Here is a 21,589-nt window from a genome sequence, read left to right as displayed (position 1 = left end):
CCTTCAGGCGACACAGCGTAACAGCAACGCGGGATCGCGCGCAGGATCGAGACGCAGGCGGATGCCTCCCCATTCGAGCGCGTGGCGCTCGCCGGTGACAAGGTCTTCCAGTTCCGTGACGGCGCGGCGGGCATCGCCGCGGCCGACCATGACGTCGCCGAGCGGAAGCCAGACCTCGCGCGGCTCCGACGACAATGCAATCGCGGCCGCGATCACATTGCCCTGATCGGCCGCCTCCTTGACGAAGCCGATCACGTCGCCGTCATCGACATTGATAAAGCGCAGACCAGCGAATTGTTGCAGGGCCGGATTGCCGCGCCTGATCCGGTTGAGCGTTGCGATGTAGGGCTTGATGTTCCCGTGCTCGTCCCAGTCGCGCACCTTGATCTCGTACTTCTCGGAGTTGAGATATTCCTCGCGGCCGGGCACCGGCGTGTGCTCGAGCAGCTCGAAGCCGCTATAGATGCCATAGCTGCTTGAAAGCGTCGCGGCGAGCGCGAGGCGCGACTTGAACATCCAGGATTCGCCGCTTTGCAGGTGGAAGGGCAGGATGTCCGGTGTGTTGACGAAGAAATTCGGCCGAAAGAAGTCACGCTCGGGATACGAGGTCAACTCGCCGAGATACTGTTCGAGCTCGGCGCGCTGCGTGCGCCAGGTGAAGTATGTATAGGATTGCGTGAAGCCGAGCTTGGCGAGGCCCTTCATCAGTTTCGGCCGGGCGAAAGCTTCGGAAAGGAACAGCACGTCCGCATCGCGATCCTGCACCTCGCGGATCAGCCATTCCCAGAATGCCAGCGGCTTGGTGTGCGGGTTGTCGACCCGGAAGATCTTGACGCCCTGTTCGACCCAGAACAGCACGACATCGCGCAATGCGCGCCACAGCGCAGCGGCATCCCCGGATCCGAAATCCGGATCGACGACGTCATCCCAGCGCCGCGGCGGATGTTCGGCGCTGCGCATCGAGCCGTCCGGGCGCCGCTTGAACCAGTCCGGATGTTCGGTCAGCCAGGGATGATTGGGCGAGCATTGCACGGCGAAATCGAGCACTACCTCGAGGCCGTGGGCCTGGCATGCCGCGACGAAGGCACGAAAATCGTCGAGCGTGCCGAGCTGCGGATGCACGGCATCGTGGCCGCCCTCTGCCGCGCCGATCGCATAGGGGCTGCCGGGATCGCCGGCCTGTGCAATGGCGGCGTTGTTGCGGCCCTTGCGATGCGTCTGCCCGATCGGGTGGATCGGCGCCAGCAGCACGACGTCAAACCCCATCGCGGCGATGTCGGGAAGCCGCGCGATGCAATCGTTGAACGTCGCGTGCACGCCTGATGTCCTGCCCTGGCTGCGCGGAAACATCTGGTACCAGGCGCCGCAGCGTGCCCGCGGCCGGTCGGCGGTGAGGGGATAGAGCTGCGATCGCATCAGGTCGCCGCGAAACTGGCTGCCGGCCATCGCCTCGCGCAATTCGGGCGCCAGCAGCGCGCCCGGCTCGCCGGTCTGCAGAAAGATCTCGCACTGCCTGATGATGACCGCAGCCGCGGCAGGTCCGCCGGCCTGCGCCTGGGTCAGCATGCCGGCGCCTTCGAGCGCGTCCAGCGCGTGGTCGCCGCCGTCGCGCTGCTTCTGCTCGAAGCGATGCCGCCAGCTGGCGAAGTCATCGGTCCAGGCTTCGATCGCGAAGCTGTAGCGGCCGGGGCGGTCGGGCACGAAGGCGCCGCCCCAGCGGTCGTCGCTGTGCAGTGTCATTGGCGCGGATTGCCACTCGCCGTCGCCCTCGCGCCGCCACACCAATGCCGCTGATATCACATCATGTCCGTCCCGGTAGATGTCGGCCCACACCTCGACCGGTTCGCCGGCGATGCGCTTGACCGGAAAGCGGCCGCCATCAACCGACGGATAGACATCGGTGATATGAAAAGTGCCATGGGCACTCTCGACAGGCCGGAGGGTTTTGTTCACGGTGATGCCGCCATTGAAAATGCAAATGACGTCCCGGCGCCGGGAAGGAGGCGCGCCAGACCCATATAGAAAGCCGCTCGCCGGGCAATGGTTCCCGGTGGGAACGCCGGATAGGGTAGAGCGTTGAACATCAACTATCCCTTTCCCGTATCTGTACAATTTAGCAACGATCCCAATACCGTTGCGAGCAGTCAGCGTGCCGAATGGACCTTTACGCCAAAGCCCACACCCTGGGAATCCAGACCGAGTATATCGATGGTAGCGGTCACCGCCGTGTGACAACCCCCGAGGCGCTGACGGCGATCCTCGCCGCGCTGCCGCCCCACACGCCGCGGCGGATCGTCATCGATCCCGTCGTCGTCAGAGGCGGCCATGGCGGGCAAACGCAGCTCTCGGAAGCGGCCCAGCTTCCGGTGCAATGGAAGCTCACCAACGGCAGCGCGGTGCTCGCGCAAGGCGAGGCGCATGCGCGGAGCGTGACGTGGCCGGCCGGCCTGCCCGAAGGCGTGCACCGGTTGCAGCTGTCGGATGCATCCGGCAGCGAGGAACTGCCCCTGTTGGTGGCGCCGGACGGTGCGTTCGGCGGCGCGTTCGACCGCTGCTGGGTGATCGCGGTCCAGCTCTATGGCGTGCGGTCCGCGCGCAACTGGGGCGTCGGCGACTTCACCGATCTGGAGGGTCTGCTCGAATTCGCCCATCGGCTCGGCGCCGACGGCGTCGGGCTCAATCCGCTGCATGCGCTGTTCGACGATCGGCCGGGCGATTGCAGCCCGTACTCGCCGAACAGCCGGCTGTTCCTCAACGCGCTCTATATCGACGTCGAGAAGATTCCCGAATTCAGGATCGATGCGGCGACGCGGGCCGCGCTGGCGCATCTGCGCAGCAACGACATGGTCGACTATGTCGGCGTTGCGGCGCTGAAATGGCCGGCGCTGCGCGCGGCCTTCGCGGCCTTCAAGGCCAATCCCGGCCTCGGCCGCTGGCAGGATTTCGAGGCCTATCGCAAGGAGCAGGGTACGTTGTTGTCGCGCTTCGCCTGCTTCGAGGTGATGCGGCACAAGTTCAACACGCCGTGGTGGGAATGGCCGGATGAATGGCGTCAGCCCGACGATACGGCCTGCGCCAAACTGCACCGGGCACGCGACACCGCCGCCGAGGTCGAGTTCGTCGAATTCGTGCAATGGACCGCGGACCGTCAGCTCGGCGCCTGCCAGGCTCTCGCGCACAAGCTCGGCATGCGCGTCGGACTCTATCTCGATGTCGCGGTCGGCGTGCAGTCGGATGGCTTCGACGCCTGGAACGAGCAGGTCGCGATCTCGCGCCATCTCGGCGTCGGCGCGCCGCCGGACCCGCTCAACACCGCGGGCCAGGATTGGGGGCTCGCGGGCTTCAATGCCGCGGGCCTCGAGCAGCGCTCGTTCGAACCGTTCCGGCAGATGCTGCGCGCCTCGATGCATCATGCCGGTGCGATCCGGCTCGATCACGCCTTCGGGCTGAAGCGGCTTTATCTCGTGCCGCGCGGCTTCGGCCCGGCCAACGGCGCCTATGTGCTGATGCCGTTTGAGGCACTTTTGGCGGCGACCGCGCAGGAGAGCGCGGCGAGCCGCTGCGTCGTGATCGGCGAGGATCTCGGCACCGTGCCTCCGGGATTCCGCGAGCAGATGAACGGCTGGGGCATCTGGTCCTATCTCGTGATGATGTTCGAGACCGATGACCAGCGCGTGTTCCGCAACGCCGACTATTATCTGCCCAATGCTCTGGTCACCTTCAACACCCACGACCTCTCGACCTATGCCGGCTGGCGCTCGTTCAGCGATCTCAAGACCAAGCGCGCGCTCGGGATCGATCCCGGCGAGACCGACCAGGGGCGCTGGGACGCGCTCGGCCATCTCGACGACGTGCTGCGCCGGCACGACATCCACCACAATGATTTCTATTCGGTGGCGAGCTTCCTGGCCCGAACCCGATCGCGGATGATGGCGGTGTCGATGGAGGACCTGCTCGGCATCGTCGAGCAGCCGAACATCCCCGGCACCGTCTACGAGCATCCGAACTGGAAACGGCGGCTGCCGGTCTCGATCGAGCATCTCGCATCGGCAATCGACATCGACGCGCTCAGGCGCGCAACCCGTGAGCGGTCGCATGCCTGACAATGCGGAGCACGGCGCGTGGCTTCTCGGATCGAAGACTATGGTCTGATCGGCGATTGCGAGACCGCGGCGCTGGTCGGCCGCGACGGCTCGATCGACTGGCTGTGCTGGCCGGCGTTCGATTCCGATGCCTGCTTCGCCGCGCTGCTCGGCACATCGCGGAACGGCCGCTGGCTGCTGACGCCCACTGGGGAGATCAAGCGGACCACGCGCCGCTATCGGGACGATACGCTGATCCTGGAGACCCGGTTCGAGACCGCAGATGGCGTGGTTGATCTGATCGACTTCATGCCGCCGCGCGGCAAGGCGTCCGACGTGGTCCGTCTCGTTCGCGGCGTCAGCGGCCGCGTCAAGATGCACATGGAGCTGGTGATCCGCTTCGGCTTCGGGGTCGATGTGCCCTGGGTGAAGAAGAACCCGGACGGCGAGGGGCTGCTTGCGATCAGCGGGCAGGACATGACCGTGCTGCGCACGCCGGTCGAGACCCGTGGCCAGGATCTGACCACGCTCGCCGATTTCGAGGTCGGCGAGGGCGACACCGTGCCGTTCGTGCTGACATATGGTGCGTCCTTTCAGCCGGTGCCGGAGCCGATCGATCCCGAGGCGGCGCTCAGGGATACCGAAGACTATTGGACGGACTGGTGCCGCCGTTCGACCTATGACGGCAGCGTTCAACGCGACCTCGTGATGCGCGCGCTGATCACGCTGAAGGCGCTGACCTTCAGGCCGACCGGCGGCATCGTCGCGGCACCGACCACCTCATTGCCGGAAAAGCTCGGCGGCGCGCGCAACTGGGACTACCGGTTCTGCTGGCTGCGCGATGCCACCTTCACGCTGCTGGCGCTGATGAATTCGGGCTACACCGAGGAAGCGGCGGCCTGGCACAATTGGCTGCTGCGGGCCGCGGCCGGCGCGCCGGTCAACATGCAGATCATGTACGGCATTCTGGGTCAGCGGCGCCTCCTGGAATGGGAGGCCGGATGGCTGTCCGGCTATGAGGGGGCGCAGCCGGTCCGTGTCGGCAACGCCGCACATGCGCAGCTGCAACTCGACGTCTATGGCGAGCTGATCGACGCCTTCCACCAGTCGCGCATGGCCAAACTGAAGCTCGACGAGGAGAACTGGTCGCTGGAATGCACCGTCGTCAATCATCTCGCCGAGGTCTGGGATCAGCCGGATCACGGCATCTGGGAGCGCCGCGGCGTGCCCCGGCATTATGTGTTCTCCAAGGTGATGTGCTGGGTCGCCTTCGACCGCGCCATCAAGAGCGCGGAGCGGTTCGGCTTCAAGGGACCGCTGGTCAAGTGGCGGGTGCTGCGCGAGGCCATCCATCGCGACGTCTGCCAACGCGGGTTCGACCCCACCCTCAACAGCTTCGTCGAGAGCTATGGTTCGAAGCTGCTCGATGCCAGCCTGCTGCTGCTGCCATCGGTCGGCTTCCTGCCGCCGGACGATCCGCGCATCCGCGGCACCATCGCGGCGGTCGATCGGCACATGATGCGCGACGGCTTCGTGCTGCGGCACGATCCGCGCGAGGCGTCCGGTGAGGTCCAGCCGATCGAGGGCGCGTTCCTGGCCTGCAGCCTGTGGCTCGCCGACGCCCATGTGCTGGCGGGAGATCTCGACAAGGCGCAGACCATGTTCGACCGCGTGGTGGCGGTCGCCAACGATCTCGGCCTGCTGGCGGAGGAGTTCGACCCCGGCGCCGGCCGGCAGACCGGCAACTTCCCGCAGGCGCTGACCCATATCGCGCTGATCAACACCGCGCACAATCTCAGCGCAGCAAGAGCCGACGCCGAGAAGCCCGCGGTGCAGCGCTCGACCTGAAGCGCGGGGCTAAAATATCGAAAACAACCCCATGCAAAGGAGCCGTCGGCTGCCGGCGTCCGACCCGCAACTTGACACGTCGGGCAAATCAGGGGTACATTTCCAATATTCCGAAATCGTGCAAGCGCCCTGCGTCGCTCGTCTCGACTCCGCAAGCGGGCATTTCCAATATCCAGAGCAAAACGCCAATCTGCCGGCGCCAAGATATCGAGAGATTGGGCAGGCCAATCGAATAGCGCGCGTCCCCGCGCATGCCGCGGCGTGGCCTCCGCCTCGATCCCCCGGTGCCGCAGATCGGCGGTCACCGGAGGGAACGTCTGAGCGCGGCCAAGACGCTAGGTCCTGGGACGACGGTACCGCCGCCGCAATGCGGACAACTTGCGTTCTGCCTCCAGGAGCAGTTGTTGCTCATGGTGTTTGTAGTAGCTCCACAGGTAGAAGATAGTGATCCCTGCCGCTGCGAGCGTCAGCCAGCCGAGCGGGCCCGCTACGCGACGGAAGCTGTGGCCCAACAGATACCCACCGACGCCGAAGACTGCTGCCCAGGTGATCGCGCCCAGTGCGTTGAAGAGCAAGAATCGCCATAGCGGGAAACGATTGGCGCCGGCGAGCACCGCGGCAAACACGCGGAGCACTGCTATGAAGCGTCCGAGAAAGACGATCTTGCCGCCATGGCGCAGGAAGAGATACTCGCCCAGATCGAGCTTGCGCTGGTCCAGGCCGATCCAGTTGCCCCATTTGAGCAGCGCCTTGCGCCCGATCGTGCGGCCCACCCAATAGCCGATATTGTCGCCCAGGATCGCGGCGCCGGCCGCAGTCGCGATAATCCACCGAATATCCAGACCATGATGCGAGCCAGCGTAAATGGACGCTGCGACGAGCGTGGTTTCGCCTGGCAAGGGGACGCCGGCACTCTCGAGTAGGATGATCGTGAAGATCGCGATGTATCCATAGGACGCGATGAGTTCGTCAGTCGCATGTTTCAGTAGGGGCAGCAAATCCAGAGGCACTCCTTCGATAACCCGGTAGGATACGAGTACGACGCCGAGGCTAGGCTGCGATCGAGGTCTGTGGCAACATGCCCGCGAGCCATCGGGTTGAACACGCAGACCCGCCACTGGCCCATGGTTGGGTGCAAGACCTCCGCAAAGCCGACCGCTAGACCGTAATCAGGGCATAAGGCAAGCGATCAGGCTTCTGCACGTGCACGGCGACATTGTACACGCGCGCTCCGGCCGGGGTGCGCCCCTCATACTTGCCGCGGTGTGCATGGCCATGCACCACCGCGCTCACTCTGAAGCGGTCAATGGTCTCGGCAAGGCGCGAGCATCCGAGAAACGGATAGATCTCCAGCGGTTCGCCTTCGACCGTTTCGACGATCGGCGCGTAATGCAGGACGACAACGGCACGCTGACTGTTCACGGTGCGCATGACATTTTCGAGTCGCATCGCTTCGTTCACTGCTTCAGCAACGAACGTCTTGATCGCGAGTTCTCCGAATGAACTGAGCATGCGCGGTCCGAACCCGCCCGCGAAGCCCTTTACTCCCACAAATGCCACACCATTTACTTCGGTCGCCTGCCCGTCCAGCAGGCGTAGGCCCGCATCGCAAAGAATCTGCTTCACCTCGTCGACATGCCCCGACTCGTAGTCGTGGTTTCCGAGAACGCCGATCACCGGGACGGTGCACGCACGCAGTTCCTCCGCCAGAACGCGCGCCTGACTCGGAGTTCCGGTATCGGTAAGATCGCCGCAAAGAACCAGTGCCGCGGCGCTCTTTGAGATTTGGCGGAATACTTCGCGAAGCGAGCCCGGCTGGCCATCCTTCACATGAAGGTCGCCCATGCTCGCGAATGTGAATGATGTGTCACTGGTCATTGTCGTATTTGCCTTTGGCTTCCGAAAATCCCCACACTTCGACGGCGTTCTGGTAATCGGAGCGCGACAGCATTCGACCGCGGCATATCCTGGCTGCTGTTGGCGGAAGTTCGCGCTGCCGATTCAGTCGTTCGAGAAGCTCGTCGAGCAACCATGACGGAATGGCATCCCGCTCACTCGGGTAGATCCATCGAAAGATCAGCAGATGAGAGAGCAGCACTTCCCAATGAGCATCGAAATAGGCCACGAGGCGTTGCCAATCGATTCGGCTGCTCTGCTTCAATATAATGTTCGCGATATCCGAGCCATCATGGCGAAATCGCTTTTGGATAAAAGCCTTCGACCAGATGAGCTCGGTGGGATCGATAACCAGTACGCCAAGCCCCAGTACTTGAGCTTCGCGAGCGTGGTGAAACCATCCTTCCTGGACCGGAACCATGCCATTGCTCGATCCGAAGATGACATCCACGAAATACTCGCCGTAGTAGATCTTTCCGAGCCACTTATCGTCGACGATTGACACTCGGCGACCACCGCGATTCAGGTGAGCGAGTAGACGTTGCAATTCAGCCCTGGTCGTGAAGATGTCCAGGTCCTTCGTCGGGATTCTTGCGCCAGTGTGGGCATTAACGGCGTACCCGCCCCCAACCAGGAACGGAAGCTTGGCGTCAAGCAGTTCCGCGAGAATTTCCCTGTAGAACCGCTCCGCCTGCGCTTGACGAACTCGCCTGTACTCCTTGCTATCCTCCGAAGGCTCCGAAGACCGTCTTGGAATGTAGGGACCTCGGACGCGCACGATCTCTTTTCCAGTCTTTTGGCCGACTACTCATCAATTGATGCCAAGAATAATTGATGCCAAGAATGGAAGTTCCTTCCGGGCGAGGCGCCCAGAGTTCCCGTCCACCGCCCCTTGGCACTCACACTCTCGCCACGTCGACCTGAATCCTGACCGGAATGGAAACATTCTCTGCGGCTTATGGGATGCCTCCGTGATACTCAGCCTGATTTTTTGGCTTCGTTGGCGCGAGCGAATGAAGCCACTTAACCGGTTCGCCGGCATGCTGGAGGCTGATCTTGAGCGACGCGAGAAGGCCGCGCTACTGGTTCCGGCCGCCCCGGTGCGGTTCAGGCTCAGTTCATGCTGCCATCCTTAGCCTACGGATGGGGCGATGGCAGAACGAGGTCGGTGATGTCGAACACATCAGAGGTTTTCGATGCTGTAGCGATCGTAGTCGATTGGCTGGACGCTTGCAGACAGGGGCGCCTGCCAGACCTGCTCGAACTGTACGATGACGATGCCACGGTGGACTGCGGCGAAGGCGGCCGGTTCGAAGGACGGTGTGCGGTGCGCGCGTACTGGACGCTGAAGCTGCTCGATCAGGGCCCCGGCGCCTTCGAGATCAAGGCAGTCGTGCCGGAAACGAGCGGCGTTTGTCTCGAGTACCGCGCTTGCGGTGGGCAGCCCTTTCGGATGCGCTTCCGTTTCAACTCGGCGGGAAAGATCGCTCATACGACCTGCGATCCGCTGGTCGGCAAAGGTGGTGCGTTGGCTGCCTGACGCAGCGATCCGCTGCCAAGCGGGCATTTCCAATATCCAGAGCAAAACGCCAATCTGTCGGCGCGAAGATATCGAGAGATTGGGCCAAGCCCTATCGAATAGCGCGCGTTCCCGAATAACCGCTATTGGCCGATCATGACATGTTGCGCCGCCGCACGACTTCGGTCGCAAGCGGGAGCATAGCGGAAGTCGACGGGTAATTCGCGATTGCGGAGCGCGACGCTAGTGACCCGAAGCGAAAGTCGAATAAGGTGTCACTCGATTACCTCGTCGGCGCGCGCAGCAAGATCGAGATGTGAGGCTCCCCCTAGGCGCCGTAACGGTCTTGAGGTTGATGACTATCTTGAATATTATCATGTGCCGACTGGAAAATCGGCGGGCGCAAACCGGCAAAATCTTGCGCGGATCCATTGGGTCAGTCTAAACGCCCCGATTTTTTAAACGCCCCGATTTTTCGGATATTCCCCTGCAGGACAAGGCGCCTCAGTCCTTCAGGATTCATTAGCACTATCAAACACCTGCAGGAGCCAATCGCGGTTGCGGCGTGAAGTAGATTTCAGACCAAGGGAAGGCCCTTGGCGTGCTAACAACCCCATAGAGCTTCGATCAACGAGCCGGCCGGGGCGACCTTTGGCAGAGACAAATGGAAATGGGCCTGCCGACAAGCCGGGGAGGAAACCATGGATCGTCGCCAATTCGTTGCAGGCGCTGGCGTAGGGGTTGCGGCTTCCGCTTCTGCTTTTCCGATGCCAGCAATCGCCCAGGGTGTGCGCGAGCTCAAAATGGTCACCATCTGGCCGAAGGGCTTGCCGGGTCTCCAATCAGGCGCCGAGCGTGTCGCGCGGTCGATCACTGCGATGTCGGGCGGGCGGCTGACAGTCAAGGTGTTCCCCGCCGGCCAGTTGGTCGGTGCCATGGAATCCTTCGATGCCGTCTCCTCTGGCCTCGCCGACCTCTACCACGGTTCAGAAATCACGTGGGCGGGCAAGTCCGCCACCTTCGCTTATTTCTGCAACGTCCCGTTCGGATTCACCGCCGATGAAATCAACGCATGGATCTATTATGGTGGCGGCCAGGCACTCTGGGACGAGTTGAGCGCGGGTTTTGGCCTCAAGGCGTTCCTGTGCGGCAACACTGGTCCACAGATGGGCGGATGGTTCACCAAGGAGCTGACAAGCGTCGAGGCGTTTAAGGGTTTACGCTATCGTATGCCTGGCATCGGCGGCGATGTACTGCGGCGGCTCGGCGCTGTGGTGGTTACGCTGCCAGGCGGTGAGATCATTCCGTCTCTTCGATCGGGCGCGATCGACGCGAGCGAATTCGTTGGGCCCTGGGTCGACATGGCGTTAGGTCTGCACAAAGCGGCCAAGTACTACTACTATCCAGGCTTTCATGAGCCGGGGGCGGCGCTCTCCCTTTCCATGAACAAGAAGCTTTGGGACAGCCTCGACAGCACCGAGAAAAGCATTATCGAGGGTGCCGCTGCGGCCGAGAACACACGTTCCCTTGCGGAGGCAACAGCCGGCAACGCCACAGCGCTTGAGCAGCTCCTAAGCGATCCTGCGATCCAGATCCGCAAGGTCGACGACACGATCCTGCAAGAACTAGGCAAGATTTCGGGCGAAGTTCTATCCGAGGCAAGCCGCAAGGACGACCTGGCGCGGCGGGTCTACGACAGCTTCATAAAGTTCCGCACGGCGGCGGTTCGCTGGGGCGACATTTCGGAACGCGCCTTTCTCAATGCACGCGCGCTGCCGTATCCCTTTGGCGGCTGACAATCGCCGGCGTTTCGCCATCTGAGGCTGAGGCGCGGACATGAGTTTGGGGAGGTCAATCCGGTCAACAGCGTTCCCCGGTCCGAACATGCGGGCATGGGTGCCGTCGCGGCTCGGCGTGGCAAACCGACTGTTGCTTGCCTTCCTCGGGATCAGCGGCCTGTCTATTGTCGGCGCGGCCGTTGCCATTTTTTCCTTCCGCGATATCGGCCATGCTCTCGACCGCATCACGGCAAAGCGCGTGCCTGCGGCACTGGCCTCGGTGGAAGTATCGCGGCGGGCTGAACGGATTGTTTCGGTCGCGCCGGCCCTGCTCTCTGCTGCGACGCCCGCCGAGCACACCGACGTTTCGCAGAGGATAGGCGCCGAGATGCAGGAACTCGCCGGACTGTTGGAGGGCTTCGAGCACCGTGGCGCCGACGGCGTAGTCCTCGGCCCAATGCGATCGGTCGTCGGTCGTCTCCGGATCAATCTTGAATCGCTGAATAAGCTGGTCGCGGATCGCTTGGTCGTAAGCGAACTAAAGCGAGGTCATTTGAGCGACGCGCTCACTGCTGACAATGAAAGCCAAAACCTGTTGACACCCTGGCTCCAGATCGTTGAGGGGCAGATCGCACAATCGCGCCGAGCGTTCGACGACGCCAAGCTGGGGATCGATGAACGAATAGCGGCCGGAGTAGGGTTGGTCGGATCAACGACATCTTATCACGCGCTGCAGCGCGTGCAGTTTCTCATTACGTCGACGAGTGAGAGGCTGCAGCAGATTTCGGCAACAGACGATTTAGACAGCCTGCGTGTGCACGTGTTTCGAATTCAGCGATCCCTGCGTGAGGCGAGGGAGATAACGGCCAGCCTCGATTCGAGATTGCAACCGCTCTTGATGGTCAAGCTCGAGGAATTCCGTGCACTTGTTGAGGGCACTAACAGCATTCCTGAGCTACGGTCGCAGGAACTTGGCATAGTCGCGCAAGCGACCCGTAACTTGACGGAGAACGCTGCGCTGTCGCGAGAACTCACCCAGGCGGCGGATCGCCTTGTCTCAATTGCCAATCGCGATATCGCGCAGGCCAATGACGAAGCGCTGGCGGCTCAACACTTCACCTCGACTGTCCTGATCGCAGCCGTTGCGCTCAGTTTACTCAGCTCCATCGTGATTGTTTGGTTGTACGTAGGGCGCAACATCGTCTCGCGGCTGACATCGCTCAGCCGCAGCATGCTCGCGATCGCTGAGGGCAATCTTGCGGCCAAAGTACCGACCGGGGGCAGCGACGAAATCGCGGAAATGGGCGCAGTTGTCGAGATCTTGCGCAAAAACACTGTCGAACGGAACGAATTGTTATTAGAGAGAGAGCAAACGGCCGAGCGGCTCGAAAAGCAAGTCGAGGAGCGCACTATCGAGCTGGCTCGCTCGATTGAGGAGCTGCGCGCGCTCGGCGAGGTCAGCCAGGCCGTGAATTCAACAATCGATTTGCAGACGGTGCTGTCCACGATCATCTCGAAGGCGGTCCAACTATCAGGCACTGATGCCGGCACGATCTATGCGTTCGACGACGCCCGGCAGGAATTTAAACTACGCGCCAGCTACGGCATGGATGAGGAGCTGGTCGCGACAATTAAGGAACGCAACGTCCAGATGGGAGAAACGATGATAAGTCAGGCGGCGATACAGCGCTGCCCGGTGCAAGTTGCCGACATCACGCACGAGTCTCCGTCGCTCGTCCTCGATGTCATCATACGCGCGGGGTTCCGTGCACTGTTAGCAGTCCCGCTGTTGGGTGCTGACCGGATCGTCGGAGCACTCGTAGTCCGTCGCAAGGAGCCGGGTAAATTTCCGTCGGGCACAGTCAACCTGTTGCAGACCTTCGCCGAGCAATCGGTCCTCGCGATTCAGAATGCGCGAATGTTTCAGGAGATCGAGGAGAAAGGACGCGAGCTTGCTGAAGCAAGCCAGCATAAGTCGCAGTTCCTTGCAAACATGAGCCACGAAATCCGCACGCCGATGAATGCCGTCATCGGTATGAGCAGCCTTTTGCTGGATACCGAGCTCAATGAGGAGCAGCGCGACCATGCCAGCACTATCCGCGATTCCAGCGAAACACTGCTCACGATCATCAACGACATTCTCGATTTTTCGAAAATCGAGGCGGGGCGCATGGACATCGAGGCACAGCCGTTCGATCTGCGTGACTGTGTAGAGTCGGCGCTGGACCTCGTCAGTAGCCGCGCGGCCGAGAAGCGCCTGGACATCGCCTATTTGTTCGAGGGTGAAGTGCCGCCGGCTATCCAGGGCGATGTCACTCGCCTGCGGCAGATCCTCCTGAATCTATTAAGCAACGCGGTCAAGTTCACCGAGCAGGGCGAAGTGGTCCTGACCGTCACAACGAAGGGCGAGCAGCTGGAGTTCGCTGTGCGCGACACCGGTATCGGGTTAGACGCAAAGGCCCAGGCTCGTCTTTTCCAGTCCTTCTCCCAGGCCGACTCCAGCACCACACGCAAGTATGGCGGCACCGGGCTGGGATTGGCGATCAGTAAGAGGCTCGCGGAACTCATGGGAGGCACAATGTGGGTGGAAGGCGCTGGCCCGGGGCATGGAAGCACCTTCCATTTCACAATCAGTTTCCAACGGACCGATCTGCCGAAAGGCACGAGGCGCGACTTCGTCGGCGCGCAGCCGGCGCTGCAAGGCAAGCGCATCCTCGTGGTTGATGACAACGCCACCAACCGTAGAATCCTGGCACTGCAGGCGGCCAAATGGGGGATGGCGGTTCACGACACCGAAGCGCCCGAGCAAGCGCTAGAAGTTCTCATGCGCGACTCCTTCGATCTAGCCATCCTCGACATGCACATGCCCGGTATGGACGGCGCCACGCTGGCTGCACGCATTCGGGAAGCCGGCCACAGCCTGCCGCTCGTGCTATTCAGCTCAGCCGGCAGCGGCAAGGAGGCTGGCGATAGTCTTTTTGCCGCCAGATTGGCAAAGCCGCTGCGGCAGAGCCAGTTCTTCGACACGTTGGTGACGCTGCTGGCGCACGAGGGCGCGCGCAGACACGTTGCCGCGCCAGCCCGGCCCCGCATCGATCCCCAGCTTGCCTCCCGCCACGCGCTTCGCATCCTTCTGGCCGAGGACAACGCGGTAAATCAAAAGCTCGCGCTTCGCCTGCTGCAACAGATGGGCTACCGCGCCGACCTCGCCAGCAATGGACTTGAGGCGATCGAGTGCGTCGCTCGACAGACCTACGATGTGGTGTTGATGGACGTGCAGATGCCGGGGATGGATGGCTTTGAGGCCTCGCGTCAAATCACGACGAGGTGGCCCGCGGGCCAGCGCCCGCGCATCATAGCGATGACCGCCAACGCCATGCAGGGCGACCGCGAACTGTGCTTGGCCGCGGGCATGGACGATTACGTGAGCAAACCGATCCGGGTGGATGAGCTGGTCGCGGCTTTGATGTCCGTACCGACACGTCGGCAATGAGGATAACATGGACGAATCAGTCATTGACCGGGCTGTTTACGCCGAGCTGCGGGACACAACCGGAGCTGAATTTGTGGCCGAACTTGTTGACACGTTTATCGAAGAAGGGCCTGGCATGCTTGCGGAGCTGCGCGCTGCCCGCGTTGAGGGCAATGCCGAACGCTTCCGCCGCGCAGCGCACTCGCTCAAATCAAATGGGAGAACCTTCGGCGCAGTGAAATTGACGGCGCTGGCGCGCGAGTTCGAGCTCAAAGGACTGGATGCTGATCCAGTCCGCGACGTGGGCGGCTTGGCGGCGCTGGAAGCGGAATACGCCCGTGCCGTTGCCGAATTGAAGGCTCTACGCAATGGCTGAAGACACTTCTCGTGTGCTGATTGCCGACGACAACAAGGTCAATCGCTTACTGCTGTCGCGCAGCGTCGAACTGCTGGGGCATCGAAGCGCGCCGGCCGAGAACGGTCGCCTTGCCCTGGAGAAGTTACGAAGCGAAGCGTTCGATCTACTGCTGCTCGACATCGAAATGCCCGAACTGGATGGTTTCGCAGTGCTCGAGCAGATCAAGGCCGACCCACAGTTGCGTGAAGTGCCAGTCATCGTGACCTCGTCGATCGAGGGGCTGGACAATGTCGTCCGCTGCATCAATCTCGGAGCGGAGGACTATCTGCGCAAGCCGGTGAACCAAGTATTGCTAAAAGCTCGCATCGGCGCCAGTCTCGAAAAGAAACGCTTGCGCGATCAGCAGAAGGCACTAGTGCGGCGCTTCGTCACCTCCGAAGTGGCGGACGACCTGCTGCAGTCGGACTTCGCCTTGGGCGGAAAATGGCTTTGCGCATCAGTCTTGTTCTCCGACATCCGCGGGTTCACAGCCTTGGTCGAAAGCCAGGGGCCGGAGGAAACGATCGATCTGCTCAACACTTATCATATGCTGATGTTCGACGCCATTGGCAGTTATGGCGGCGCGGTCAACCAAATTATGGGCGACGGCCTGATGGCTCTGTTCGGCGCGCCGCTCCCGCTCGACGATTGTGCCGGCAGTGCTGTGGCTGCGGGGCAAGAAATGCTCGGACTGATCGAGCAATTCAACCATGAGCGAAGCGCGGTGAACAAGCCAGCGATTCGTATCGGGATCGGCATCGCAACGGGCAACGTCGTGGCCGGTTACATCGGAACCCAGCAACGTGGCACATACACCTGCATTGGCGACACAGTAAACCTAGCGGCAAGGCTGGAGGCGCACACCAAAGTGGCCGGGTGCAGCATCCTTATTGATGACGCTACACAGCGTGCCCTGGGCGGCAGTGTGCCGACGCAGTCGTTGGGCGAGGTGCCGTTCAAGGGCAAGGCCGCCGCCGTCGAAATTTTCTCGGTGATGGCTGGCCAGCTACACGGGCAATCCTGAAATTTCGAGACGAACTGGACGCGTCTCTTTCGGAGCAGCCGACACATTGCTGCAAAATCGGTGAAAAACGCGTTCCTACCGTTCCATCCTGGAGCGGTCCGCTACTATCACGAGATTGGTATCAAAATTCCAGATGAACTCGCCTCAACGAATTGACCGGGTTCGTCGCGCGCAATGTCCGTCGGCCGTGACCTTGTCATAAACGCTGCTCGTTTGCACCGACGAGGGGACGGAATCTTCGCCGAATTTGATGCAGTACCATATGTCGGCTCATGTGCCCATCGCGTCATTTGCTGCGGTTGCGCAACAGTGGTCGTTATCGGAGCGAAGCGTTGGCTGCGATGACGAAGACCTCGCTTGTCTCCTCGCCCTCGATCACGGCGGTATCGCTGCCCGCTCCGCCGTTCGATGTGACCGGCGGCAGCGCGCCCTGGCTCGCATCGAGCGTGACGGTGTCGTTGCCATCCTGGCCGAGGATGTCGACGGCGGTCGTGTTGGCCGTCGTCGCAGGCCTGCCCGTGATCGGAACCGCTCCTCCGTTGACCGCGATGACCCCGGCCGCGCCGCGGCCGGTGGTGATGGTGTCGTCGGCGGCATCGCCGAGGATGGTGAGGACTCCAGCGGCGAGGTTGGCGGTGACGGCCATGAATTGCACTCCAGTCAATATTGGCGTGTCCCAGGTCGGACTCGCCGAACTGATGTGATCGGTTGCCTCTTGAAAAATTCCTGGATGCGGGCGGCCGCGCGCGAACGTGAAGGAAGGGCATTCGAAATTGACTGCCGATGGATCGGTGGAGCCGGGGGTGACCGGACGGCAGACATCGCCGCGACAAATGGCCACGTGATCAGTGTGATGCGATCACATGATCAGAGTGACTCGGATCGGATGTGACGGACAGGAATGGCGATCACGCTGCCACCCGCGTTCGATCGCGGGCAGCAGGTGATTGTCCGAACCCTTCAGCGAAGCTGCAGCACCGTGTCCATCGCGCGCGCGAAGCCGTCGTGCTCGTTGGTTTCGGTGACATGCGTGGCGCGCGCCTTCACGTCGTCGCTGGCATTGCCCATCGCGAAGGAGACACCGCTCCTTGCGAACATCGGCAGATCGTTCTGCATGTCGCCGATCGTGGCGACATTCTCCAGCGACACGCCGAGACGCTTGGCGATGCCCTCGACGAAGGTGCCTTTGTCGTGGCCGGGCGGGGTGACGTCGAGATAGTAGGTCTGCGAGCGCACCGCGGTCGCGTCATGGCCGACCATCCGTTGCATCTCGGCCTCGCAGCGTTGCAGCAAAGCCGCATCCGAGCTCGCGCCGACGATCTTGCAGGCCTGGTCGAGATAGGGTGTGAAATCGTCGACGATGGTCGGATCATGCTTGATCGTGTTCGCTTCGTGGGCGGTATACTCGCCGTCAGGATTGCGGGTCAGCCAGCGGTCGTTGGTGAACAGCCAGATGTCGACGCCGCGATCGCGCAGCAGATCGACGCAGCGCTTGGCCACCGCTGCCGGAATCAAATGCTGCTCGATCGGCTTCAGTTGCGGATCGACGATCGAGGAGCCGTTGAAGGCGCCGATCGGCAGCGTGATTTCGAGCGGCGCGACCAGGAAACCCATCCCGATCGTCGGCCGGCTGGAGACGATGGTGAAACCGATGCCGGCTTCGTGCAGCTTGCGCACCGCAGCCTTGGCGCCGTCGGTCAGGGTCTTGTCCTTGGTGAGCAGCGTGCCGTCGACGTCGGACACGACGAGGGCGATGCGGGTCGCGATACTGCTCATGGGCGGTCCAGCTTCAGTTGATTGACGATGTCTTCGATGATGGTGTCGACGGAACGGTCGATCGCAACCGTGATCGGGCGTTCGTCCGGCGTCGGCGGCTCCAGCGTCTTGAACTGGCTGGCGAGGAGTCCCGGCGGCATGAAATGGTTCTTGCGCGCGGCCAGCCGTGTCGCGATCAGCTCCTGCGTGCCGTCGAGGAAGACGATGCGGATATCGTCGCGGCCGTGCACCAGGATATCGCGATAGCTGCGCTTCAGCGCGGAGCAGGCGATGACGGCGCGTTCGCGGATGCCGCAGGTGCGGTCGATCTCGGCGGCGATCGCGCGCAGCCAGGGCCAGCGATCCTCGTCGGTGAGCGGCTGGCCGGAATGCATCTTGGCGACATTGCTCGGCGGATGGAAGCTGTCGCCGTCCTCGAAGCGCCAGCCGATCCGGATCGCGAGGCGGTCGGCGATGGTGCTCTTGCCCGAGCCGGAGACGCCCATCACGACCAGCGCGCAGGGGTTTTGCCCGTCATCCAAGAAAGTCACCCAGGGAAGTCATCCACCAAAATCCTCCGGCAGCGCGGCCTGATCGATCAGCCAGACGGTTTCGCCCAGCGATCGCGCGCGGTTTGCCGGCAGGTTCTCGCCTGCGAACAGGCGCGTCAAGATCGCGCGCTTGCTTTCACCTGACACCTCGAACAGCATCTCGCGGCAGGAGGCGAGCGCGGGCAGGGTCAGCGACACACGCGGCACGAACGGTTCGACATTGGCCTTGGGCACCCCGACCACCCAGCGCTGGGTTTCCTCGACCGCGGGGTAGCCGGGAAACAACGAGGCGGTGTGGCCGTCGGGGCCGATGCCCATCAGCACCAGGTCGAACAGCGGCCGCTTCGGATCGAGCTGCTCGGCGCCGTAGAACGCAATCAGCTCGTTCTCGTACAGCGCCGCGCTGACGTCGGGATCCCTGAGATCGGCAGTGTCGGTTGCGATCGGGTGCACATTGGCGGCCGGCGCGCAGCGATCGAGGAAGGCCTGGCGCGCCATGCACATATTGTGCAGCGGGTCCTTGCGCGGCACCAGGCGTTCATCGCCGATGAACCAGTCGATGCGGTCCCACGGGATCCTCCGGCGATAGTCCGGCGTCGCCAGCAGCTGGTAGAGCGCCTTCGGACTGGAGCCGCCGGTGAGGCAGATCGCGATCCGGCCGGGGTTCTCGTCGATCACAGCGATTACCCGCTCGGCGGCCGTCTTCGCCAGCGCCGCCGGATCGGCGACTGTGATGATCTTGCGCTGGTTGGTCGTGGTCATCTCAACCCAGCTTACGCCAACTGCGGCCGTCGCGCGTCAGCAGCGCGTTGGCCGCCTCCGGGCCTTCGCTGCCGGCTTTGTAGGGTTGCAGGCCGCGCCCGCCGGCGCTCTTCCAGGCGTCGATGAAGGGCTGCACCGCCTGCCATCCGGCCTCGACGCTGTCGGCGCGCTGGAACAGCAGATTGTCGCCGATCATGCAGTCATAGATCAGCGTCTCGTAGCCGGTCGACGGCTCGGCCTTGAAGTAGTCCTTGTAGCGGAACTTCATCTCGACGCCGTCGATGTTGATCGCCGGGCCCGGCACCTTGGTGTTGAACTGCAGCTCGATGCCTTCGGTCGGCTCGGTCGAGATGACCAGGTAATTCTGCGACAGGCGATCGACCGCGGTGTCGCGGAACATGGCGAACGGCGCCTGCTTGAACTTGATCGCGATCTCGGTGCGCTTGGTGGTCAGCGCCTTGCCGGTGCGCAGGTAGAACGGGACGCCGGCCCAGCGCCAATTGTCGATGGTCAGCTTCAGCGCGGCATAGGTCTCGGTCGAGCTGTCGGGCCGGACGTCGGGCGTCTTGAGATAGTCCGCGATCTCGGTGTCGCCGATCCGGCCGGTGCGATACTGGCCGCGCACCGAGTTGGACAGCGCTTCCTGCTCGCTCTGGATCTGGATCGCGCTCAGCACCTCGGCCTTCTCCGAGCGCACCGCATGGGCGTCGAAGCGCGCCGGCGGCTCCATTGTCACCAGCGACAGCAGCTGGAACAGATGGTTCGGCACCATGTCGCGCAGCGCGCCGGTTGCGTCATAGAAGCTGCCGCGATGGCCGACGCCGAGCTTCTCGTCCACGGTGATCTGGATGTGGTCGATGTGGTTGCGATTCCAGATCGGCTCGAACATGCCGTTGGCGAAGCGCAGCACCAGGATGTTCTGGACGGTTTCCTTGCCGAGGTAATGGTCGATCCGGTAGATCTGGTGCTCGTCCATCAGCTTCAGCAGCGCCGAATTCAGCGCCCGAGCCGACGCCAGATCGGTGCCGAACGGCTTCTCGATGATCAGCCGCCGCCAGGCGCCGTTCTCCTCCAGCATGCCGGTGCGTCCGAGCTGCTCGCTGATCGGCAGGAAGGCGCTCGGCGGGGTCGCAAGGTAGAACAGCCGGTTGCCGCCGGTGCCGCGCGCCTTTTCCAGCTTGTCCAGCCGTTCGTTCATCGCATCGAACGACGCTGGATCGCGCGGATCGGCCTCGACCGAGGTGACGCATTCGAACAGCCGCTTGGCGACCGCCTCGTCCACCGGGCGGGTGGCGAACTTGCGCAGCCCCTGCATCAGGCTGTCGGTCAGCTGCTCGCTCGACATGCCCCGGCGGACGATGCCGACGACGCAGAATTTCTCCGGCAGCAGGTCGCCGGCGGCGAGATTGTAGAGCGCCGGGACGACCAGGCGGTGGGTCAGATCACCGGTGGCGCCGAAGATGATGAAGGAGCAAGGATCGGGTTTCTTCTGCACGTGACCTTCCACGTTCGATTTAAGACTTCTTCGGCGGCTCCTTGTGGCCGCCGAAACCTGCGCGCATCGCCGAAAGGATCTTCTCCGCGAAGGTGTGATCCTTGCGCGAGCGGAAGCGGGTGTAGAGCGCCGCCGTCAGCACCTCGGCCGGCACCGCCTCGTCGACCGCGGCATTGACGGTCCAGCGGCCTTCGCCGGAATCTTCGACAAAGCCGGAGTAGTCGTCGAGCGTATGGTTCTGCGCCAGCGCCGAGGCGGTGAGGTCGAGCAGCCAGGATGGGATCACGCTGCCGCGCCGCCAGACTTCGGCGATGTCGGCGATGTCGAGATCGAAGCGATGCTCCGCCGGCAGCGCCTCGATATTGGCGTTCTTCAGGATGTCGAAGCCTTCGGCATAGGCCTGCATCAGGCCGTATTCGATGCCGTTGTGGATCATCTTGACGAAATGCCCGGCGCCAACAGGACCGGCATGGATGTAGCCCTGTTCGATGCGCGGGTCGCGGCCGTCGCGGCCCTGGGTGCGCGGGATGTCGCCGATGCCCGGCGCCAGCGTCTTGAAGATCGGGTCGAGCCGGTCGACCACGGGCTTGTCGCCGCCGATCATCATGCAGTAGCCGCGCTCGATGCCCCAGATGCCACCGCTGGTGCCGACATCGACATAGTGCAGTCCGCGCTCCCTGAGCGCCTTGCCGCGGCGGACGTCGTCCTGCCAGAAGGTGTTGCCGCCGTCGATGATGACGTCGCCGGGCTGCATCAGCTTGGCGAGCGCCTCGATGGTGGCTTCGGTGATCTTGCCGGCCGGCAGCATCACCCAGGCGGTGCGCGGCGCCTCCAGCTTGAGGACGAAATCCTCCAGCGACGAGGCGCCGGTGGCATTGTCCGCGACCAGCGCGGCGACCGCCTTGGGGTCCTTGTCGTAGACCACGGTGGTGTGGCCGTTGCTCATCAGGCGGCGGACGATGTTGCCGCCCATCCGCCCGAGGCCGATCATGCCGAGTTGCATCCTGACC

The 21,589-nt window shown here is 62.8% G+C and carries 17 protein-coding genes; 7 read left to right on the top strand and 10 right to left on the bottom strand.

Annotated elements, in window-relative coordinates; genetic code table 11:
* Positions 1-3: 3 nt before the first annotated feature.
* Positions 4-1,953 (bottom strand): alpha-1,4-glucan--maltose-1-phosphate maltosyltransferase, encoded by a 1,950-nt coding sequence (locus QDT69_RS32640; protein WP_279710575.1) that lies wholly within the window; start codon positions 1,951-1,953, stop codon positions 4-6.
* A gap of 203 nt (positions 1,954-2,156) precedes the next feature.
* Here QDT69_RS32640 and malQ point away from each other — a divergent pair, with 203 nt between their 5' ends.
* Both malQ and QDT69_RS32630 read left to right on the top strand, forming a co-directional pair.
* Positions 2,157-4,103, top strand: coding sequence for a 4-alpha-glucanotransferase (malQ, locus tag QDT69_RS32635; RefSeq protein ID WP_279710574.1), 1,947 nt, complete (start codon positions 2,157-2,159; stop codon positions 4,101-4,103).
* Positions 4,104-4,121: 18 nt separating this feature from the next.
* Positions 4,122-5,930: a glycoside hydrolase family 15 protein gene (locus QDT69_RS32630; RefSeq protein ID WP_279710573.1), complete on the top strand. Its 1,809-nt coding sequence runs from the start codon at positions 4,122-4,124 to the stop codon at positions 5,928-5,930.
* Positions 5,931-6,265: 335 nt separating this feature from the next.
* Here QDT69_RS32630 and QDT69_RS32625 read toward each other — a convergent pair whose 3' ends face one another.
* The 3 genes from QDT69_RS32625 to QDT69_RS32615 all read right to left on the bottom strand — a co-directional run bounded on the left by QDT69_RS32625 (position 6,266) and on the right by QDT69_RS32615 (position 8,331).
* Positions 6,266-6,928, bottom strand: coding sequence for a DedA family protein (locus QDT69_RS32625; RefSeq protein ID WP_279710572.1), 663 nt, complete (start codon positions 6,926-6,928; stop codon positions 6,266-6,268).
* 160 nt (positions 6,929-7,088) lie between these two features.
* Positions 7,089-7,808, bottom strand: coding sequence for a metallophosphoesterase (locus tag QDT69_RS32620; protein ID WP_074125090.1), 720 nt, complete (start codon positions 7,806-7,808; stop codon positions 7,089-7,091).
* Complete coding sequence (locus QDT69_RS32615; protein WP_279710571.1) at positions 7,798-8,331, bottom strand: hypothetical protein; 534 nt, start codon at positions 8,329-8,331, stop codon at positions 7,798-7,800. Before QDT69_RS32615 ends, QDT69_RS32620 begins: the two co-directional genes overlap by 11 nt.
* Positions 8,332-8,946: 615 nt before the next feature.
* Between QDT69_RS32615 and QDT69_RS32610 the strand changes: the two genes are divergently transcribed.
* From QDT69_RS32610 to QDT69_RS32590, 5 genes are all read left to right on the top strand, one after another.
* A complete protein-coding gene (locus QDT69_RS32610) occupies positions 8,947-9,366 on the top strand; it encodes a nuclear transport factor 2 family protein (protein WP_347952178.1) in 420 nt (139 codons plus the stop codon).
* Positions 9,367-10,046: 680 nt separating this feature from the next.
* Positions 10,047-11,141, top strand: a complete 1,095-nt coding sequence (locus QDT69_RS32605) for a TRAP transporter substrate-binding protein (RefSeq protein ID WP_279710569.1) — start codon at positions 10,047-10,049, stop codon at positions 11,139-11,141.
* Positions 11,142-11,229: 88 nt separating this feature from the next.
* Entirely contained in the window at positions 11,230-14,616 is a 3,387-nt protein-coding gene (locus QDT69_RS32600) for a response regulator (protein WP_279710568.1), read from the top strand.
* A gap of 7 nt (positions 14,617-14,623) precedes the next feature.
* A complete protein-coding gene (locus tag QDT69_RS32595) occupies positions 14,624-14,971 on the top strand; it encodes an Hpt domain-containing protein (RefSeq protein WP_279710567.1) in 348 nt (115 codons plus the stop codon).
* Complete coding sequence (locus QDT69_RS32590) at positions 14,964-16,016, top strand: adenylate/guanylate cyclase domain-containing protein (RefSeq protein WP_279710566.1); 1,053 nt, start codon at positions 14,964-14,966, stop codon at positions 16,014-16,016. The genes QDT69_RS32595 and QDT69_RS32590 overlap by 8 nt, the downstream gene beginning before the upstream one ends.
* 316 nt (positions 16,017-16,332) lie before the next feature.
* On the opposite strand, the gene QDT69_RS32585 is transcribed toward QDT69_RS32590, so the two are convergent.
* From QDT69_RS32585 to gnd, 6 genes are all read right to left on the bottom strand, one after another.
* Positions 16,333-16,662: a hypothetical protein gene (locus tag QDT69_RS32585; RefSeq protein WP_279710565.1), complete on the bottom strand. Its 330-nt coding sequence runs from the start codon at positions 16,660-16,662 to the stop codon at positions 16,333-16,335.
* Between the two features lie 314 nt (positions 16,663-16,976).
* A complete protein-coding gene (locus tag QDT69_RS32580; protein WP_279710564.1) occupies positions 16,977-17,792 on the bottom strand; it encodes a Cof-type HAD-IIB family hydrolase in 816 nt (271 codons plus the stop codon).
* Entirely contained in the window at positions 17,789-18,313 is a 525-nt protein-coding gene (locus QDT69_RS32575; RefSeq protein WP_279710563.1) for a gluconokinase, read from the bottom strand. The genes QDT69_RS32580 and QDT69_RS32575 overlap by 4 nt, the downstream gene beginning before the upstream one ends.
* A gap of 18 nt (positions 18,314-18,331) precedes the next feature.
* Positions 18,332-19,084 (bottom strand): 6-phosphogluconolactonase, encoded by a 753-nt coding sequence (gene pgl, locus QDT69_RS32570; protein WP_279710562.1) that lies wholly within the window; start codon positions 19,082-19,084, stop codon positions 18,332-18,334.
* Position 19,085: 1 nt separating this feature from the next.
* A complete protein-coding gene (zwf, locus tag QDT69_RS32565; RefSeq protein WP_279710561.1) occupies positions 19,086-20,579 on the bottom strand; it encodes a glucose-6-phosphate dehydrogenase in 1,494 nt (497 codons plus the stop codon).
* A 19-nt stretch (positions 20,580-20,598) separates the two neighbouring features.
* On the bottom strand, positions 20,599-21,582 hold the full coding sequence (gnd, locus tag QDT69_RS32560; protein ID WP_279710560.1) for a phosphogluconate dehydrogenase (NAD(+)-dependent, decarboxylating): 984 nt from the start codon (positions 21,580-21,582) through the stop codon (positions 20,599-20,601).
* Positions 21,583-21,589 lie beyond the last annotated feature (7 nt).

Origin of the sequence: Bradyrhizobium sp. CER78, from assembly GCF_029846235.1 — a bacterium.
Classification (GTDB): Bacteria; Pseudomonadota; Alphaproteobacteria; order Rhizobiales; family Xanthobacteraceae; genus Bradyrhizobium.
Note: the sequence above shows the minus strand (reverse complement) of the source record. Positions and strands in the feature narration are given on the sequence as shown.